Consider the following 16126-nt stretch of genomic DNA (forward strand, 5'->3'; position numbering starts at 1 on the left):
CTTGGGCCTGCCGGCAGATCAGGGCCTAGACCGCGGTCCCGTACATCCGGTCTCCGGCGTCACCCAGGCCCGGCACGATGTAGCCGTGCTCGTTGAGCCGCTGGTCCACCGACGCGGTCACCACGGTCACCGGCGTGCCCGCCAGCTCGCGCTCCATGAGCTCGACGCCCTCCGGCGCCGCCAGCAGCACCACGGCCGTGACGTCGTCCGCGCCCCGCTTGATCAGCTCCCGGATCGCGGCAACCAGCGTCCCGCCGGTGGCCAGCATCGGGTCCAGTACGTACACCTGACGGCCCGAGAGGTCCTCCGGCATGCGCGTCGCGTACGTGGAGGCCTCCAGGGTCTCCTCGTTGCGGATCATGCCCAGGAAGCCCACCTCGGCGGTCGGCAGCAGCCGCACCATGCCGTCGAGCATGCCCAGGCCCGCGCGCAGGATCGGCACGACGAGCGGCCGCGGGTGCGAGAGCTTCACCCCGGTCGTTCCCGTGACCGGGGTCTCGATGTCGACCTGCTCGGTGCGCACGTCCCGGGTGGCCTCGTACGCGAGCAGGGTGACCAGCTCGTCGGCGAGGCGCCGGAAGGTCGGGGAGTCGGTGCGCTTGTCGCGCAGCGTGGTGAGTTTGTGCGCCACCAGCGGGTGGTCGACGACATGGATCCGCATGGGCACCACAGTAACCGGGCTGCTCGATGGCGCCCCGCTCTGGCATCAAACCCGCTGTTCGGGGGAAGCTGGGGTCGTACGAACCCAGGCTTGGGGTGGTGTGACCGATGCCGGAGCGGGAGCAGGAGCAGGCGGACCTGCAGGAGACGGACGCGGAGCGGCGCGCGCGCCGGGCCCGGTTCCTGCGGGAGCTGAACGAGGCCAAGGAACTGCGCGACCGTGTGCAGCCGAGGCGGGCGAGGGCGGCCCGGATGCGCCAGCAGATGCGGATGCGCACCTTCCGGTGGTGAGCCGGTCCCGGCGAATCTCGCAGGACTGTCCACGACGCACGCGCGAAGACCTCTCGCTAAGCCGTCGTTTCTGCCACGATTCCGATTGGGCGGGGCACGGAGCAGCGGAACGGCTGCCGGTACCTCTCCCACCTCCGGCCGGGGGGACCCCCAACCGGCACGCCTATGACCAGTGGGAGAGTCACGGTGTACTTCGCCGCACTGCTCGCGCGCACCGAAGACGGGTGGGAAGCGAGCGACACAGAGCTCGACGACGTCGAGACGCTGTCCGATCTGACCGACCTGGCCCGTGAGGCCACGGCCGACGAGGACACAGTGCTCGTCTTCATCGAACAGGAAGACGCATGGTTCGGCATCGTCCGGGTGGACGGCGAGGAGGACCCTCGTATCTACCTCTCGGACGCGGCCGCCGCTGCCCGCAGCTCGTACGGGGAGATCCTGCTCACCGACGAACTGCTCGGGCGGGAGCCCGGAGCCGGCGAGGACCTGGACGCCCTCGAAGAGCTCGTCGACCTCGACGGCACGGAGGACGGCGAACCGGACGGCGGGGACGACGAGTCGGACGAGGAGTCCGTCACGGCGGGCGAGGCCGTCCCCTCCGGCCCCATCGGCGACCGCCAGATCCTCACCGACCTCGGAATGTCCGAGAAGGAGCTGCTGTCCCTCGGTACGGAGGCGCTGAGCGACATCGCCGAAGCGCTGGGCGCCGCCGAGGTCCTGGAGACCGTCCGATAGTGACCTGGCCCGACCCCGTACGCGATCCGTGGCAGGCGTCCATGCGCCTGGCGCTGGACGAGGCGGCGCGCGCGGCGGAGGCCGGCGATGTGCCGGTCGGCGCCGTCGTGCTGGGCCCGGACGGCGCGCTGCTCGCAGCGGGCCACAACGAACGCGAGGTGACGGGCGACCCGACGGCGCACGCGGAGGTACTGGCGATCCGCCGGGCCGCCGCTGCCGTCGGTGAGTGGCGGCTGACCGGGTGCACCCTGGTGGTCACCCTGGAGCCGTGCACGATGTGCGCGGGCGCGCTCGTGCAGTCCCGGGTGGACCGGGTGGTCTACGGCGCGGCGGACGAGAAGGCGGGCGCGGCCGGCTCCCTGTGGGACGTGGTGCGCGACCGCCGCCTCAACCACCGCCCCGAGGTGGTCCGCGGGGTGCTGGAGACGGAATGCTCCGCACAGCTCAGCGCGTTCTTCCGGGACCTCTGAGGACGGGGGGCGATACGGATTTCGGAGCACGGCCCCGCGTGGGCTAAGCTCTCTCTCGGTAGCGTGTCCGAGCGGCCTAAGGAGCACGCCTCGAAAGCGTGTGAGGGGGCAACTCCTCCGTGGGTTCAAATCCCACCGCTACCGCTGTGAAGGTCAGGAAGGCCCGAGCCCCCTCATGGAGGGGGCTCGGGCCTTCTTGCCAGGACCGGTTAGACTCACGCGACTTCGCAAGGGGCGACCGGTCAGGGGAGGCCGTACGGATGGTGCAGACGAAGAAGTTCGCGTTGTACGCCGTCGTGTGCTTCGTGCTGTACACGATCATCACCTCCCCCAAAGAGGCCGCCGACTTCGTCGAGATAGGGTTCGAGGGCATATCGAGCGCCGCGCAGGGTGTCGGAGAGTTCATGACCGAGCTGGTGCGCTGAGCTGGAGTGCGGCGCTGGCGCGCTGAGTCCGTACGGTCATAAGGAGTCCCCCCTTGATCCGCCATCTGGTCCTCTTCAAGCTCAACGAGGGCGTCACGCGCGACGAGCCCCGTGTCGTCGCCGGTGTCCGGGCCTTCGAGGAGCTCGACGGCGTCGTCCCCGAACTGGAGTTCTGGGAGTGCGCCTGGAACATCACCGACCGGCCGATCGCGTACGACTTCGCGATCAACTCCGCCGTGCGGGACGCGGACGCGCTGAAGCGTTACCTCGAGCACCCCGCCCACCAGGCCGCCGCCGGACAGTGGCGCGAGTTCGCCACCTGGGTGATCGCCGACTACGAGTTCTGAGCCGCCGTCGCCCCCTGCCCCTCACCCGTCGGGTGGGGGGCTTTGTGCTGCTCATCCGCACAACACGGCGTTATGCGGTGCTTGCACACAGTGCACATGTCTTGTGATGCTATGACCGCTTTTGACGGATGAGTTGACGGAGTTTGACCGACTCGTGTGAAGGGGTGGCGTGACCGTGCCGGCCAGTACTGCACCTCAGGCGCCGCCCCAGGAAGAGGCTCCGGCCCGGAGCAGGGGCGCTGACACCCGGGCACTGACGCAGGTCCTCTTCGGCGAACTGAAGGACCTGGAGCCGGGCACCCCGGAGCACACCCGCGTGCGCGGAGCGCTGATCGAGGCCAACCTTCCGCTGGTGCGGTACGCCGCCGGCCGCTTCCGCAGCCGCAACGAGCCCATGGAGGACGTCGTCCAGGTCGGCACCATCGGCCTGATCAACGCGATCGACCGGTTCGACCCGGACCGCGGGGTGCAGTTCCCGACGTTCGCGATGCCCACCGTCGTCGGCGAGATCAAGCGGTACTTCCGGGACAACGTCCGCACCGTGCACGTACCCCGCCGCCTGCACGAGCTCTGGGTCCAGGTGAACGGCGCCACCGAGGACCTGACGACCGCTCACGGCCGCACCCCCACCACCGCCGAGATCGCCGAGCGGCTGCGGATCAGCGAGGACGAGGTCCTCGCCTGCATCGAGGCCGGCCGCTCCTACCACGCCACCTCCCTGGAGGCGGCGCAGGAGGGCGACGGGCTGCCGGGGCTGCTGGACCGGCTGGGGTACGAGGATCCGGCGCTGGCCGGGGTGGAGCACCGGGACCTCGTACGGCATCTGCTGGTGCAACTGCCCGAGCGGGAGCAGCGGATTCTGCTGCTGCGCTACTACAGCAATCTGACGCAGTCGCAGATCAGCGCCGAACTCGGAGTTTCCCAGATGCACGTGTCGCGGTTGCTCGCCAGAAGCTTCGCGCGGCTCAGATCCGCAAACAGGATCGAGGCGTAACCGGAACGAGTGAACCGCGCGTCCCACTGTTCCCGACAGGAAACTTCCAGACCCCCTCGTTCCTGCGCAGATATGTCGACTTGGCGCTACAGCGTGTTGCCGACATGTGACATTCTGCTGGAACCGCGTTTGCCGCAGCTCCGCCTCCGGTATTCAGGTGGAGGCTGCGTTCCTCCAACGGGAGCGTCCGCCGCTTCCGTTCCGCGACCTCAAGGGGGTGGCATGTCCGTAGAACAGGGCAGCTCGAAGGTGCTCACGCTCACGAAGAGCGCACCCGACGTGCTCCGCACCAGCTCGGAAGCCATCGACACCCGCACCCTGTCCCGCTCCCTGTTCCTGCGGCTTCGCGTACTGGACGCGGAAGGGACGGACAGCCCGGAGCGGGCCTACGTACGAGACACGCTCATCGAGCTCAACCTCCCGCTGGTGCGGTACGCCGCCGCCCGCTTCCGCAGCCGGAACGAGCCGATGGAGGACATCGTCCAGGTCGGCACCATCGGCCTGATCAAGGCGATCGACCGCTTCGACTGCGAACGCGGCGTGGAGTTCCCGACGTTCGCCATGCCGACCGTCGTGGGCGAGATCAAGCGCTTCTTCCGCGACACCTCGTGGTCGGTGCGGGTGCCGCGCCGGCTCCAGGAGCTGCGGCTCGCGCTGACCAAGGCGAGCGACGAGCTCGCCCAGAAGCTGGACCGGTCGCCGACCGTCCCCGAACTCGCCGCGGTCCTGGGCGTCTCGGAGGAGGACGTCGTCGACGGCCTGGCGGTGGGCAACGCCTACACGGCGTCCTCGCTCGACTCGCCCTCGCCCGAGGACGACGGCGGCGAGGGTTCGCTGGCGGACCGGCTGGGGTACGAGGACACGGCACTGGAGGGCGTCGAGTACCGCGAGTCCCTCAAGCCGCTGCTGGCCAAACTCCCTCCGCGCGAGCGGCAGATCATCATGCTCCGCTTCTTCGCGAACATGACCCAGTCGCAGATCGGCGAGGAGGTCGGCATCTCGCAGATGCACGTCTCGCGGCTGCTGACCCGGACCCTCGCGCAGCTCAGGGAGGGGCTGATCGCGGACTGACCGGCCGGTCCTGCCGGAGTACCTTCCGGAGTGCCTGCCTCAGTTCTGGCGACTCGCTTCCGCGTTGACGGTGTGTCAGCCACACTGGCGCGATGCGACGTCTATCGGTGAACGGCCGCCGCGGTGTGGCGATCGGGGCCTCCGCGGCCGCCCTGTGCCTGGGCGGGCTGGCGGTCGGCTGGGGCGGTGACGGGCGGGACGGTTTCCTCGCGGGTGCCGGGCCCGAGGGCGCGCCCACGCGGGCCGTACCGCCCACGGGCGAGGTCGAGCTGATGCCGCTGGACGGCAACCTCACGTCTTCGACGTCGCGGCCGCCCGCGCCGGGGCCCGCGTCTGGCCCCGGGCCGGAGTCCTCGACCGCGTCGGCGGGCGCGCCGACCGGCAGCCCGGCGGACCCGTCCGGTACGCTTGCCCCGCCAGGAGGCGGTACGGGCGGCGTCGGCACGGGCGGCCTAGGCACAGGTGGCAGTACGGGCGGTGGGGCGCCCGGTGGTATCTCCGGGGGCGCGGGAAGCGGTACGTCCGGCGGTACGGGCGGTGGGTCGGTTGGCGGCGGCACCGCCCCGACGGCACCCGGCACCACCCCGCCGGCCAGGCCCGCCGAGCCGGCCCGGCCTGCCGTACTGACCCTCGGGGCACCGGTGCGCGCGGGGGCGGACCGGCGGTGGTGCGAGCAGGTGACCGTGGAGTTCCGCAACACCGGTGGCTCACCGGTGCGTTCGGGCACGGTCAGCTTCGGGACGCACATCATCGGGCTGCTCGGGACCGACTGGGACACCGTCGAATCCGCCCAGCCGCTCCCCGCGCCGATCGCGGCGGGGGCGCGGACGACGAAGACGTACAGCGTCTGCGTGGACGCCTGGCGGGTGCCGCTGGGCATGCACGTCGAGACGCGGGACGTCTCCGCCGACTGGAAGTAGTTCCGTCCGGGTCAGCTCAGCGCGAGCCAGGCCACCGCGGCGAGTGCCGCCACCACGGCGGCGACACCGAGGATCAGGCCGACGCGCGGGCCGGCCTGCGCCGCCGCCTGCGGGCGCTGCGGCTCACCCTCGTCGACGAAGGCGCGGAACATCTGGGTGCTGCCCGCGGGGTCGTGGGTACCCTCGGGGCCTTGGGGGGCGTGGGGGTTAGGTGCCATGGGGCAGGACCCTAGCGAACCGGGGAGCCGGGCCCAACCCCCGGGTCGCGCCCGGCCGCCGGGGCGGTTGACCCGGCACAGGCCAAGCCTTTTGGGTTCCTTTACTCCCAGCAGCCCCTTTTAGTTTGCCTGTAGCAACCAACGGATTCTATGGTTGCCCTAAGCAACAACATGGGTGACGGAGGACGCGAGCATGGCCGCACAGAGCCAGTACGCCGAACTGGTCCGGCAGCTCAGCGCAGTCGGAGCCGTGAAGCGCGGCCTCTCCCGACTGCTGCCCGCCGCATGTCCGGCCGGCTCGGCCGCGGTCCTGCACCTGCTCGACCGGCACGGCGAGATGCGGATGAGCCGGCTGGCCGAACTTCTAGCCGTCGACATGTCGGTCACCAGCAGGCACGTCGCCCACGTCGCGGAGCGCGGCTGGATCGAACGGTCCACCGACCCCGGCGACCGGCGCTCGCGCATCCTGCGGCTGACCCCGGCCGGCAAGGCACTGCTCGACGAGCTCGCCGAGCGCTACACGGACGCGCTCGCCCACGCCCTCGACGACTGGACCGATGACGAGGTCGGCCGGCTGAACGTGATGCTCGCGCGCCTGCGCAGCAGCTTCTCCGGCCGCGCGCCCGGCGCACGCGCCCCGGACGCCCCCGTACCCCCGCGCCACCCGTAAGCACGCACAGCACAGACAGCGCACGCAGCACACGCAGCGAAGACAGCAAAGACAAGGAACTCGCCGATGACTCACCGGCAGATCATGGAGGCGCTGTCCGGGCTGATGCTCGGCATGTTCGTCGCGATCCTCTCCTCGACGATCGTCTCCAACGCCCTCCCGGAGATCATCTCCGACCTCGGCGGCGGCCAGTCCGCGTACACCTGGGTCGTCACCGCGGCGCTGCTGTCGATGACCGCCACGACCCCGCTCTGGGGCAAGCTCGCCGACCTGTTCAGCAAGAAGTTGCTGGTCCAGATATCCCTGGTGATCTACGTGCTGGGATCGGTCGTCGCCGGCCTCTCGCAGAACACCGGCATGCTGATCGCCTGCCGCGTGGTCCAGGGCATCGGCGTCGGCGGACTCTCCGCCCTCGCCCAGATCGTGATGGCCGCGATGATCTCCCCGCGCGAGCGCGGCCGGTACAGCGGTTACCTCGGCGCGGTGTTCGCCGTCGCCACCGTCGGCGGTCCGCTGCTCGGCGGGGTCATCACCGACACCGACCGGCTGGGCTGGCGCTGGTGCTTCTACGTCGGGGTGCCGTTCGCCGTCATCGCGCTGATCGTGCTGCAGAAGACGCTGAAGCTTCCGGTCGTGAAGCGGGACGTCAAGGTCGACTGGGCCGGCGCGTTCTTCATCAGTGCCGCGGTCTCGCTGCTGCTGATCTGGGTGACCCTGGCCGGCGACTCGTACGACTGGGTCTCCTGGCAGACGTACGCCATGGTCGGCGGCTCGGTGCTGCTCGGCCTGGTCTTCGTGTACGTCGAGTCGCGCGCGGCCGAGCCGATCATCCCGCTGCGGCTCTTCCGGAACAAGACGATCACCCTCGCCTCGCTGGCGTCGCTCTTCGTCGGTGTCGCGATGTTCGCGGGCACGGTGTTCTTCAGCCAGTACTTCCAGCTGGCCCGCGGCGAGTCGCCGACCATGTCCGGCGTCATGACCATCCCCATGATCGGCGGGCTCTTTGTCTCCTCGACGGTCTCCGGCCTGGTCATCACCCGGACCGGCCGGTGGAAGGCGTGGCTGGTGGCGGGCGGCGCGCTGGTCACGGCGGGCCTCGGGCTGCTGGGGACGATGCGGTACGACACCGCGTACTGGCACATCGCGCTCTACATGGCGGTCATGGGCCTCGGCATCGGCATGATGATGCAGAACCTGGTGCTGGCCACCCAGAACCAGGTGGCTCCCGAGGACCTCGGTGCGGCCAGCTCGGTCGTCACCTTCTTCCGCTCGCTCGGCGGTGCGATCGGCGTCTCGGCGCTGGGCGCGGTGCTCGGTAACCGGGTCACCCACTACGTCCGGGACGGGCTGGCCGCCCTCGGCCCGCGGGGCGCGGCGGCGGGGCACGGCGGGCCGGCCGACGGAACCATCCCGGACCTGGACCAGCTGCCGCCGCCGCTCCGGACGGTGATCGAGAGCGCGTACGGGCACGGCGTCGGGGACGTGTTCCTGTACGCGACGCCGACCGCGCTGCTCGCGTTCCTGCTGACCCTCTTCATCAGGGAGGTCGCGCTCAGCACCAAGCCGGGCGGCGTCCCCGCTCTGACCGAGGCCATAAGGGACGGGGCGGCGCGCGACGCGGAGACGGCGGCCGCGCGTCCCCGCTAGGGGGTGTCGTCAAAGTCCCGCCTGACCCGCGGCGCCTGGCACGGCACCTCGCTGCGTTGTCGGAGTCATCCAAGTACGTCCAGTACGAGGATGATCCTCCGCCTTGCGATGCACCGCACCAGACGCCGCGGGTCCCGCCCTTCGGGCGGACGGCGCTACTTTGACGACACCCCCTAGCGTCGGCGCTAACGCTCGCGCTTGGCCTCGATGCCCGCGATCAGCAGGTCCAGGGCGAAGCGGAAGTCCCGCTCCCGCATCTCCTCCACCGTGTCGCCGCCGCGCGCCTCCATCAGGTCGGCCGACTCCTGGAACGTCTCGCGCAGGCCGGGCTGTTCGCCGATCGTGCCCATCACCCGGCGGAAGAAGTCGTCCTGGCCGACTCCCGCCTCCGCGCAGCGCCGCGCGAAGCGGCCCTCCACCGCGCCGAAGCCGTACACGAACTGGAAGACCGCGGCGAGCGCGCCCGTCTGGCCGTGCAGCGGCAGGCCCGTCCTGCGCATGATGCGCTGGACGGCGGTCACGAAGGCCATCGCGTGCGGGCCGACGTTGAGGTACTCGCCGATGAGCGGGGACACCCATGGATGCCGTACGAGGAGGTGCCGGTACTCGGTGGCCAGGGCGCGCAACTGGTCGCGCCAGTCGGCGTCGTCGCCCTCCGCCGGGAGCGCCACCTCGCCCATGACCGCGTCCAGGGCCAGTTCCAGGAGGTCGTCCTTGGTGTCGACGTACCAGTAGACGGACATCGCCGTGACCCCGAGTTCCGCGGCGAGCCGGCGCATGGAGAACTTGGCCAGCCCCTCCGCGTCGAGCAGCCGGACGGTCGCCGCGGTGATCTTGCCGCGGTCGAGGCCCGCGGGCTGCTCGGTCCGGCGTCTGGGGGCCGCCTTGCCCTCCAGCCATACGCTGGTCCGCGCGAGACTCTTCGCGCGATCGGCCGCAGTCGCCATGGCGCACCCTCCTTGTCCGGTCCGGAGTTCCACGGTCCGCCCTGCCCCCGATGCTAGGGCGTCGCTACCGTGAGTCTGCCCGCTCGGCGCGGTGCAACAGCACCGCGGCCAGCAGCCCGCCCGCGAGTACGGCGGCCGCGCCCACCAGCTGGCTGGTCTCGACGCCGGAGGCGAAGGCGTCCGTGATGCGCTGCCGTTCCGCGTCGCCGTCCGCCGCCGCGAGCGCGGCCGGCAGCGACGCCGTGCCCACGGCCACGGGTACGAGCGCGGCGAAGCGGGAGTTCAGCACCGCGCCCAGGACCGCGACCCCGAGGCCGTTGCCGAACTCGGCGAGGGTGCCGTTGATGCCCGCGCCGACCCCGGCCTTCTCCGGCGGGATCGCGCTCATGATCGCGTACGCCATGGCCGGGTTGGCGACCGCGCAGCCGACGCCCATCAGGACCAGGCCGAGCAGCGCGCCGCCGTATCCACCGGACGACAGGACCGCGACGGCGGCGAGTCCGGCGGAGAGCAGCGCCATGCCGAGGGCGATGGACACCGGCATGCCGAGCCGCTTGGTCCAACGCGCCGCGATTCCCGTGAAGTTGAGGGCCACCACGGTGAGGGCGAGCGGCGCGGTACGCAGCCCGGCTTCCAACGGCCCGTAGCCGAGGACGAACTGGAGGTGCTGGGTGAGCAGGAACAGCGCCCCGCCCATACCGAAGGTGATGAGCACCGCGCCCGCGACCGCGCCGGTGAACCGGCTGTTGCGGAAGAAGTGCAGGTCGAGCATGGGGTACGGGATACGGCTCTCCCAGTACGCGAAGGCGCCGAGGACCACCGCGCCCACGACGGCCGGCAGGACGACGCGCCCCGAGGCCCAGCCGTGCTCCGGGCCGGAGATGATCGCGTACACCACCGAGGTCATCCCGATGGTGGACAGCAGCGCACCGAGCAGGTCGGGGCGGTCGCCGGCCGGGTCCTTGGACTCGGGCACGAGGACCACCGCCGCGAGCAGCCCGAGGGCCACTACCGGCAGGTTGACCAGGAAGATGGCGCCCCACCAGAAGTGGTCGAGCATCACGCCGCCGACCAGGGGCCCGGTGGCGAAGCCGAGGGCGTTCACCGCGCTCCAGACGCCGATCATCCTGGGGTGCTCGTCGGGGGTGAAGACCTGCATCGCGACGGCGAGGGTGGTCGTCAGCAGCACCGCGCCGCCGATGCCCATCCCGGCGCGGGCGGCGATCAGCTGTCCGGTGGATCCGGCGAGTCCGGCGACCAGGGATCCGGCGCCGAAGAGGGCGAGGCCGGTGACGAGCATCTTCTTGCGGCCGTAGCGGTCGGCGGCGCTGCCGGCGGTGAGCAGCAGGCCCGACTGCACCAGTGAATAGGCGTTGATCATCCACTGGATGTCGGCGGTCGACGCGCCCAGCTCCTGGGTGAGGGAGGGGATCGCGACGTTGAGGACGGTGTTGTCGAGCAGCACGGTGAGCTGGGCGAGGCAGATGACGCCGAGGATCAGCCAGCGCTGCGGGTGCCCCTGCGGGGCGGTCGCGGTCTCGGCGGTCGTCGCCGTCATACGGGCTCCTGGTGCGGCGCGGGGTCAGTTCCTCTACACCGTAGAGGAGTCTCCCATACGCCGTACAACAAATACCCGCCCGCTTACTCCCCCTGCTCCCCCGGCTTGATCAGGTAGCCCGCCCCGCGACGGGTGTGGATCATCGGCGGCCGCCCGGCATCGATCTTCCGGCGCAGATACGAGATGTAGAGCTCGACGACATTCGCCTGGCCCACGAAGTCGTACGACCACACGCGGTCCAGGATCTGCGCCTTGCTGAGCACCCGCCGCGGGTTGCGCATCAGATAGCGCAGCAGCTCGAACTCGGTCGCGGTGAGGTGGATGCCGACGCCGCCCCTCGTCACCTCGTGACTGTCCTCGTCGAGGGTCAGGTCCCCCACCACCAGCAGCGACTCACCGCGTACGGCGGCCGTGGCCGGGCCGGACCGGCGGATCAGCCCACGCAGCCGCGCCACGACCTCCTCCAGGCTGAACGGCTTGGTGACGCAGTCGTCACCGCCCGCCGTGAGCCCCGAGATCCGCTCCTCGGCCGAGTCCTTCGCGGTGAGCAGCAGCACGGGGACGCCGGGCAGCTCCCGGCGCAGCCGGCCGAGCGCGGCGAGCCCGTCCATGTCCGGCAGCGCCATGCCGAGGACGACCGCGTCGGGCCGGAAGTCCCGCGCCGTACGCACCGCTGCGCCGCCGTCGCCGACGCTGCGCACGTCCCAGCCCTCGTAGCGCAGGGTCAGGGCCAGCAGCTCGGCGAGGGAGGCCTCGTCGTCCACGACGAGCACCCGGACGGGACCGCCGCCGGGCCGGAGGGATTCGGTGGGCGCATGGGGCGAGATCGTGGTCATGCTCCCCACCCTGGGCGCGAGCCCTGAGAAGCCCCTTTCCCCCGTCTGTGAATTCCCTGAGAAAGCGGAGGTGCAGCGGCCGGGCCGCTACAGCCCGAACAGCCGCGCCCCGTTCTCGTGGCAGACCGCCCGCAGCCAGTCGTCGCCGAGTTCCAGCCGCTCCAGCGCCTCCAGCTGGTGGAGGTACGTATAGGGGATGTTCGGGAAGTCCGTCCCCAGCAGGATCCGGTCCCCGAGTGCCGCCAGCCGCGCCCGCTCCGGCACCGGAAAGGGGCTGAGCCGCTCCGCGAAGTCGGTGAAGGCCATCGTCGTGTCCAGCCGGACCTCCCCGTACCGCTCGGCCAGTGCCAGGAAGTCGGTGTACTCCGGCATCCCCATATGGGCCACCACCAGCCGCAGCCGTGGATGCCGGGCCAGCAGCCGGCCCACCGGTTCGGGGCCGGTGTGCTTGCCGGGCGCCGGGCCCGAGCCGCAGTGCATCACGACCGGGATGCCGGCCTCGGCGAGCAGCCCCCACACCGGGTCGAGCAGCGCGTCGTTCGCGTCGTACGCACCGACCTGGAGATGCGACTTGAAGACCCGCGCCCCGGCTTCGACGGCCTCGCGTACGTACGTCTCCACGCCCTCCTCCGGGAAGAGTGTCGCGGTGTGCAGGCAGTCGGGCGTACGCGCGGCGAACTCTGCCGCCCAGCCGTTCAGCCAGGCCGCCATGCCCGCCTTGTGCGGGTAGAGCATGGCCGTGAACGCCCGCACGCCGAACTGCCGCAGCAGCGCGACGCGTTCGTCCTCCTCGTGGCGGTAGGTGATGGGCCACTCCATCCCGGTCAGCGGCCCGACCGCGTCGAAGTAGTCCCACACCTTCGCCAGCACACGCTCCGGCATGAAGTGCGTGTGTACGTCGACCAGCCCCGGCAGTCCGAGCCGCTGCCAGAACCGGACGACCGCGTCAGCTTGCGTCTGGTGCGTCAAACCCGTAACTCCGTTCGACCTTGGCGACATGGACCGAGTAGCTCTCGTACCACTCGGCCCGGCCGCGCTTCTGCGCCGCCTGGTGCTCCAGGTTCCGCTGCCAGCCCTGGATCGACTGCTCGTCCCTGAAGTACCCGACGGTGATGCTCAGCCCGCCCGGGGTCCGGGCCGACTCGTAACCCAGGTAGCCGGGCTGCTGCTTGACCAGCTCCGCCATCCGCTGCGCGGTCTCGGCGTAGCCGTTGTCCTCCTCCTTGCGGAGCGAGGTGAAGACCACCGAGTAGTACGGCGGTTCGAACGGCGGCACAGGGCGCTGACTCATGGCTCTCCCCCACGACACGGAAACGGGTGCAACAGCCACCTACCCTCGGGCGCGGCAAGGCCCGCTGTCCAGCCTCATTGCCGTACGGGATCCAAAAGGGATCCAACACTTGACCTTCGCCGGGGGCCAGCCCGGGGCGGCCGCTTCCGGGGGCGGCCGCCACCGCGGTCCCGTCAGAAGAGCCCGTCCTGCGTCTCGCCGTCCGGCGCCGGCACGGGGCGGACCGGGCGCACCGGAACCGTCGCGGTCGCTGCCCCCGGCTCCACCCCCGGGTCCACCCCCGCCAGCCGCCAGCCGCTCATCAGCCGGGTGTCCACCACCAGCCCGCCGGCCAGATGCAGATCGGGGCCGGCGGCCGCCACCAGCCGGCCCGCGACCACGCCGCCGCTGACCAGCTCCGCGACCACAGCGGTTACCGGCTCCAGGCCGTCCAGCCCGAACGCCCGGGCGTGGTCCACCACTTCGCACTCCGCTCGCTCCAGCGACTCCGGCCATCCCGCCAGCGCCACCGCCCGCGCATACAGCCCGGCCACCTCCGCCGCCCGCGTCTCCCGCGGCGGCAGGGTGGCACGCACCGACCGCTTCCGCGCGTACGGAATCCGGTCCGGCACCCCCAGCGCCGTCCGCAGCAGCTCCTCCGTCCGCCGGGCCGCCATCAGCGGCCCCCGGCCGAGCCACGTGAACGCCACGGCGCCCTGCTCCAGCAGCCGCACCGGGCCCCGCTCCACCGCGGTGATCCCGACCTTGACCATGCCGGGCCCGAACCAGGCCAGGTACACGGAGTACGGGCGCGGATCACCGGCGTTCGTATCGGCGGCCACCGAGAACGACCGGTCGAGCCGGGCGCACTCGCCGCACTGGGCACTCCCGCTGCCTCCCGCCACCACGGCGCCCACCGGGCAGCCGGTGCGCCGCCCGGCCCGCCACACCCCGACGCAGTGGCGCTCCCCCTCGGCCCGGAAGCCCAGCTCCCTCCCGTACGCGAACGGGCTCACCCGCTCGCCCCGTTCGGGCCGGTGCCACACGAGCCCGGGCCCGCCGGCGGACCACCGCATGCCAAGACACTGCCATCCGCCGCTCAGCACCAGTCGGCCCCGACCACGCTCACTTCGTACTCGTCTGGAGCGGCGTCCGGGCGTCCCCCGGCCACCAGTCCGGGCACGACTCTCTGCACCTTCATGCGGCGCAAACCTAGCGCAGCGCGAAGAAGCCCCCCGGGCGATGTCCGGGGGACCCGCTACGGCTGGTCGGTGTGCCCGCCTGTCACGAAGGAGTCCGCAGCCGCCTGGATCGAGGCGACGTACTCCCGCCACCACGCCTCGTCCCCGAGATCGTCGTGATCAGGACCGCAGCGGCCGTCGATGAGCTCGCGGACGACGTCCGCATGTCCGGCATGCTGGGCGGTCTCGGCCACCATCCGAACGAGCAGCACACCCAAGGTCGTGTCCCGCCTGCCCTCCGGCCAGTGAGCCACCCACCCGGGGGTCTCGAGGTCCAGTGCCGCGATGGTCCGATCGCCGTGCTCGCAGGCCCGCTTGTAGAGCCCGATCAGGTACGCGCTGGACTCGTCGGCCTTCGCCCACATGTCGGCGCCGTCCCAGATCGAACCGTCCTCGTTCCACGACATCGTCTCCGGCGGGGTCCGCTTGAACGACGCGCCGAGGTACTCGTACTCCACGCCGGCCAGGTGCTTGACGAGGCCGAGCAGGTTGGTGCCGGTCGGTGTGATGGGCCGGCGCAGGTCGTACTCGCTCAAGCCCTCCAGCTTGGCCAGCAGCCCCTCCCTGCCGGCTTGCAGCTTGCGATGCAGTTCCTCTTTGAGATCGAACATCCGGGCTCCTCTCGCCAATGCCTCGTCCGGACAACGCAAGAGCCCCGCTGGAGTAATCCAGCGGGGCTCTCACCTGTGTGCACTCGGCAGGATTCGAACCTGCAACCTTCTGATCCGTAGTCAGATGCTCTATCCGTTAAGCTACGAGTGCTTGGCTTCCCCGGCTTTTTCTGCCCGGTCGGCGTTGCGGGAACAACATTACATGACCTGCGGCGTGAGGCGAAATCCATTAGCCGCACCCATGCTGACCTGCGAAAACACCCCGAAATGCGGCCTGCGGCAGTCCTGTGGGCGGCGCTTGGGGTGTGGGGTGCGGGCGGGGGTGCGATCACTCGAACGACTGAAGCCCCGGTCCGAGGACCGGGGCTTCAGTGATCAACACGCGGAGGCGGAGGGATTTGAACCCTCGATGGGCTTTAAGGCCCAAACCGCATTAGCAGTGCGGCGCCATAGACCGGACTAGGCGACGCCTCCAGCACCCGCGCCAGCGCGAGTGGTGCGTGCAGATGATGACACAGCCCGGCGGCCGGTCACCAATCGCACCCCCACGGTACTAGCCCCGCACCCGGCAGAGCAAAGCATCTTCCGTTTGCGCAACGTCGCCGCCGGTGGAGCGTTAAGGGTACGGGGCGCGCCGCGCCCCTCGTCCGCTGACCTGGAGCCGCAATGCTGCGCCGCCTCGCACTCACCGCCGTCGCCTCCGTCGCCGCGCTGTCCGCAGCGCCGTCCGCCGCCTGGGCGGCCGGACCCCTGCCGCTGCCCCTGCCGCTCCTGCACACGCCGGACCGGCTGACCGTGACCGTCGACGAGACCGGGAACCCGAAGGCGGACGGGACGTACGAGCTGCGGTGCGGACCGGCTGGCGGCACGCACCCCGAGGCGCAGCGCGCCTGCGACCGGCTCGAGGAGCTGGCCGAGGAGGGCACGGACCCGTTCGCGCCGGCGTCGCCGGGCGAGATGTGCACCCAGATGTACGGCGGGCCCGCCACGGCCCGTGTCTTCGGCACCTGGCAGGGCCGGCAGGTCGATGCCACGTTCGACCGGAAGAACGGCTGCGGCGTCTCCCGCTGGAATGCCATGGAGCCCGTGCTTCCGAGCGCGAGGTCCTGACCAGGCACGGTGTGCGCCCCGCGGGCGGATTCGGTGAGAGGTGCCCCTCATCCGCCGTCGCGTGCGCAACCGCTGCCCTTAGACTCCCTCCAGTGACATGCCGGG

The 16126-nt window shown here is 71.0% G+C and carries 20 protein-coding genes and 3 tRNA genes; 12 read left to right on the top strand and 11 right to left on the bottom strand.

The window, feature by feature from the left end:
* Positions 1–25 precede the first annotated feature (25 nt).
* Entirely contained in the window at positions 26–661 is a 636-nt protein-coding gene (gene upp, locus ACWV17_RS03070) for a uracil phosphoribosyltransferase (protein WP_455353086.1), read from the bottom strand.
* Positions 662–768: 107 nt separating this feature from the next.
* Between upp and ACWV17_RS03075 the strand changes: the two genes are divergently transcribed.
* The 9 genes from ACWV17_RS03075 to ACWV17_RS03115 all read left to right on the top strand — a co-directional run bounded on the left by ACWV17_RS03075 (position 769) and on the right by ACWV17_RS03115 (position 5913).
* Positions 769–951 (top strand): hypothetical protein, encoded by a 183-nt coding sequence (locus ACWV17_RS03075; RefSeq protein ID WP_455353085.1) that lies wholly within the window; start codon positions 769–771, stop codon positions 949–951.
* A 186-nt stretch (positions 952–1137) separates the two neighbouring features.
* Complete coding sequence (locus tag ACWV17_RS03080; RefSeq protein ID WP_455353164.1) at positions 1138–1686, top strand: tRNA adenosine deaminase-associated protein; 549 nt, start codon at positions 1138–1140, stop codon at positions 1684–1686.
* A 41-nt stretch (positions 1687–1727) separates the two neighbouring features.
* Complete coding sequence (gene tadA / locus ACWV17_RS03085) at positions 1728–2156, top strand: tRNA adenosine(34) deaminase TadA (protein ID WP_455358548.1); 429 nt, start codon at positions 1728–1730, stop codon at positions 2154–2156.
* Between the two features lie 57 nt (positions 2157–2213).
* Positions 2214–2300 (top strand) — tRNA-Ser (locus ACWV17_RS03090).
* Between the two features lie 116 nt (positions 2301–2416).
* Positions 2417–2581, top strand: coding sequence for a hypothetical protein (locus ACWV17_RS03095; RefSeq protein WP_455353084.1), 165 nt, complete (start codon positions 2417–2419; stop codon positions 2579–2581).
* Positions 2582–2634: 53 nt separating this feature from the next.
* Positions 2635–2928 carry a Dabb family protein gene (locus tag ACWV17_RS03100; protein ID WP_455353083.1) on the top strand — a complete coding sequence of 98 codons (294 nt, stop codon included), beginning with the start codon at positions 2635–2637 and terminating at the stop codon, positions 2926–2928.
* Between the two features lie 175 nt (positions 2929–3103).
* Positions 3104–3922 carry an RNA polymerase sigma factor SigF gene (locus ACWV17_RS03105; protein WP_455353082.1) on the top strand — a complete coding sequence of 273 codons (819 nt, stop codon included), beginning with the start codon at positions 3104–3106 and terminating at the stop codon, positions 3920–3922.
* A 222-nt stretch (positions 3923–4144) separates the two neighbouring features.
* Positions 4145–4993: an RNA polymerase sigma factor SigF gene (locus ACWV17_RS03110; protein ID WP_455353081.1), complete on the top strand. Its 849-nt coding sequence runs from the start codon at positions 4145–4147 to the stop codon at positions 4991–4993.
* Positions 4994–5085: 92 nt separating this feature from the next.
* Positions 5086–5913, top strand: a complete 828-nt coding sequence (locus tag ACWV17_RS03115; protein WP_455358372.1) for a hypothetical protein — start codon at positions 5086–5088, stop codon at positions 5911–5913.
* A gap of 11 nt (positions 5914–5924) precedes the next feature.
* Here ACWV17_RS03115 and ACWV17_RS03120 read toward each other — a convergent pair whose 3' ends face one another.
* Positions 5925–6131, bottom strand: a complete 207-nt coding sequence (locus tag ACWV17_RS03120) for a hypothetical protein (RefSeq protein ID WP_455358373.1) — start codon at positions 6129–6131, stop codon at positions 5925–5927.
* A 193-nt stretch (positions 6132–6324) separates the two neighbouring features.
* On the opposite strand from ACWV17_RS03120, the gene ACWV17_RS03125 reads away from it, so the two are divergent.
* Positions 6325–6801: a MarR family winged helix-turn-helix transcriptional regulator gene (locus ACWV17_RS03125; RefSeq protein ID WP_455358374.1), complete on the top strand. Its 477-nt coding sequence runs from the start codon at positions 6325–6327 to the stop codon at positions 6799–6801.
* 66 nt (positions 6802–6867) lie between these two features.
* Positions 6868–8448: an MDR family MFS transporter gene (locus ACWV17_RS03130; RefSeq protein ID WP_455358375.1), complete on the top strand. Its 1581-nt coding sequence runs from the start codon at positions 6868–6870 to the stop codon at positions 8446–8448.
* Between the two features lie 185 nt (positions 8449–8633).
* Here the strand turns inward: ACWV17_RS03130 and ACWV17_RS03135 are convergent, their stop codons facing one another.
* From ACWV17_RS03135 to ACWV17_RS03175, 9 genes are all read right to left on the bottom strand, one after another.
* On the bottom strand, positions 8634–9395 hold the full coding sequence (locus tag ACWV17_RS03135) for a TetR/AcrR family transcriptional regulator (RefSeq protein WP_455353076.1): 762 nt from the start codon (positions 9393–9395) through the stop codon (positions 8634–8636).
* Positions 9396–9459: 64 nt separating this feature from the next.
* Positions 9460–10953, bottom strand: coding sequence for an MFS transporter (locus tag ACWV17_RS03140; protein ID WP_455358376.1), 1494 nt, complete (start codon positions 10951–10953; stop codon positions 9460–9462).
* An 83-nt stretch (positions 10954–11036) separates the two neighbouring features.
* The gene (locus ACWV17_RS03145) at positions 11037–11789 is read right to left on the bottom strand and encodes a response regulator transcription factor (protein ID WP_455358377.1); all 753 of its coding nucleotides are present in this window, start codon (positions 11787–11789) and stop codon (positions 11037–11039) included.
* An 87-nt stretch (positions 11790–11876) separates the two neighbouring features.
* On the bottom strand, positions 11877–12788 hold the full coding sequence (locus ACWV17_RS03150) for an amidohydrolase family protein (protein ID WP_455358378.1): 912 nt from the start codon (positions 12786–12788) through the stop codon (positions 11877–11879).
* Positions 12736–13080, bottom strand: coding sequence for an antibiotic biosynthesis monooxygenase family protein (locus ACWV17_RS03155; protein WP_455358379.1), 345 nt, complete (start codon positions 13078–13080; stop codon positions 12736–12738). The genes ACWV17_RS03150 and ACWV17_RS03155 overlap by 53 nt, the downstream gene beginning before the upstream one ends.
* A 173-nt stretch (positions 13081–13253) precedes the next feature.
* Positions 13254–14135, bottom strand: a complete 882-nt coding sequence (locus ACWV17_RS03160; RefSeq protein WP_455358380.1) for a DUF2797 domain-containing protein — start codon at positions 14133–14135, stop codon at positions 13254–13256.
* Positions 14136–14317: 182 nt separating this feature from the next.
* The gene (locus ACWV17_RS03165; RefSeq protein WP_455358381.1) at positions 14318–14911 is read right to left on the bottom strand and encodes a DinB family protein; all 594 of its coding nucleotides are present in this window, start codon (positions 14909–14911) and stop codon (positions 14318–14320) included.
* Between the two features lie 78 nt (positions 14912–14989).
* Positions 14990–15062: transfer RNA gene (locus ACWV17_RS03170), tRNA-Arg, on the bottom strand.
* Positions 15063–15294: 232 nt separating this feature from the next.
* Positions 15295–15385: transfer RNA gene (locus ACWV17_RS03175), tRNA-Ser, on the bottom strand.
* A gap of 192 nt (positions 15386–15577) precedes the next feature.
* On the opposite strand from ACWV17_RS03175, the gene ACWV17_RS03180 reads away from it, so the two are divergent.
* Positions 15578–16021 (top strand): SSI family serine proteinase inhibitor, encoded by a 444-nt coding sequence (locus ACWV17_RS03180; RefSeq protein WP_455358382.1) that lies wholly within the window; start codon positions 15578–15580, stop codon positions 16019–16021.
* Positions 16022–16126 lie beyond the last annotated feature (105 nt).

The organism is Streptomyces mabaensis, assembly GCF_053763515.1.

Bases quoted from the DNA above. Each gene is read 5' to 3' on its own strand.
- ACWV17_RS03160 (WP_455358380.1), bottom strand. From the start codon at position 14,135: ATGCGGTGGTCCGCCGGCGGGCCCGGGCTCGTGTGGCACCGGCCCGAA.
- ACWV17_RS03140 (WP_455358376.1), bottom strand. From the start codon at position 10,953: ATGACGGCGACGACCGCCGAGACCGCGACCGCCCCGCAGGGGCACCCG.
- ACWV17_RS03125 (WP_455358374.1), top strand. From the start codon at position 6,325: ATGGCCGCACAGAGCCAGTACGCCGAACTGGTCCGGCAGCTCAGCGCA.
- ACWV17_RS03120 (WP_455358373.1), bottom strand. From the start codon at position 6,131: ATGGCACCTAACCCCCACGCCCCCCAAGGCCCCGAGGGTACCCACGAC.
- ACWV17_RS03095 (WP_455353084.1), top strand. From the start codon at position 2,417: ATGGTGCAGACGAAGAAGTTCGCGTTGTACGCCGTCGTGTGCTTCGTG.
- ACWV17_RS03130 (WP_455358375.1), top strand. From the start codon at position 6,868: ATGACTCACCGGCAGATCATGGAGGCGCTGTCCGGGCTGATGCTCGGC.
- ACWV17_RS03145 (WP_455358377.1), bottom strand. From the start codon at position 11,789: ATGACCACGATCTCGCCCCATGCGCCCACCGAATCCCTCCGGCCCGGC.
- upp (WP_455353086.1), bottom strand. From the start codon at position 661: ATGCGGATCCATGTCGTCGACCACCCGCTGGTGGCGCACAAACTCACC.
- tadA (WP_455358548.1), top strand. From the start codon at position 1,728: ATGCGCCTGGCGCTGGACGAGGCGGCGCGCGCGGCGGAGGCCGGCGAT.
- ACWV17_RS03150 (WP_455358378.1), bottom strand. From the start codon at position 12,788: ATGTCGCCAAGGTCGAACGGAGTTACGGGTTTGACGCACCAGACGCAA.
- ACWV17_RS03110 (WP_455353081.1), top strand. From the start codon at position 4,145: ATGTCCGTAGAACAGGGCAGCTCGAAGGTGCTCACGCTCACGAAGAGC.
- ACWV17_RS03135 (WP_455353076.1), bottom strand. From the start codon at position 9,395: ATGGCGACTGCGGCCGATCGCGCGAAGAGTCTCGCGCGGACCAGCGTA.
- ACWV17_RS03165 (WP_455358381.1), bottom strand. From the start codon at position 14,911: ATGTTCGATCTCAAAGAGGAACTGCATCGCAAGCTGCAAGCCGGCAGG.
- ACWV17_RS03155 (WP_455358379.1), bottom strand. From the start codon at position 13,080: ATGAGTCAGCGCCCTGTGCCGCCGTTCGAACCGCCGTACTACTCGGTG.
- ACWV17_RS03180 (WP_455358382.1), top strand. From the start codon at position 15,578: ATGCTGCGCCGCCTCGCACTCACCGCCGTCGCCTCCGTCGCCGCGCTG.
- ACWV17_RS03115 (WP_455358372.1), top strand. From the start codon at position 5,086: ATGCGACGTCTATCGGTGAACGGCCGCCGCGGTGTGGCGATCGGGGCC.
- ACWV17_RS03075 (WP_455353085.1), top strand. From the start codon at position 769: ATGCCGGAGCGGGAGCAGGAGCAGGCGGACCTGCAGGAGACGGACGCG.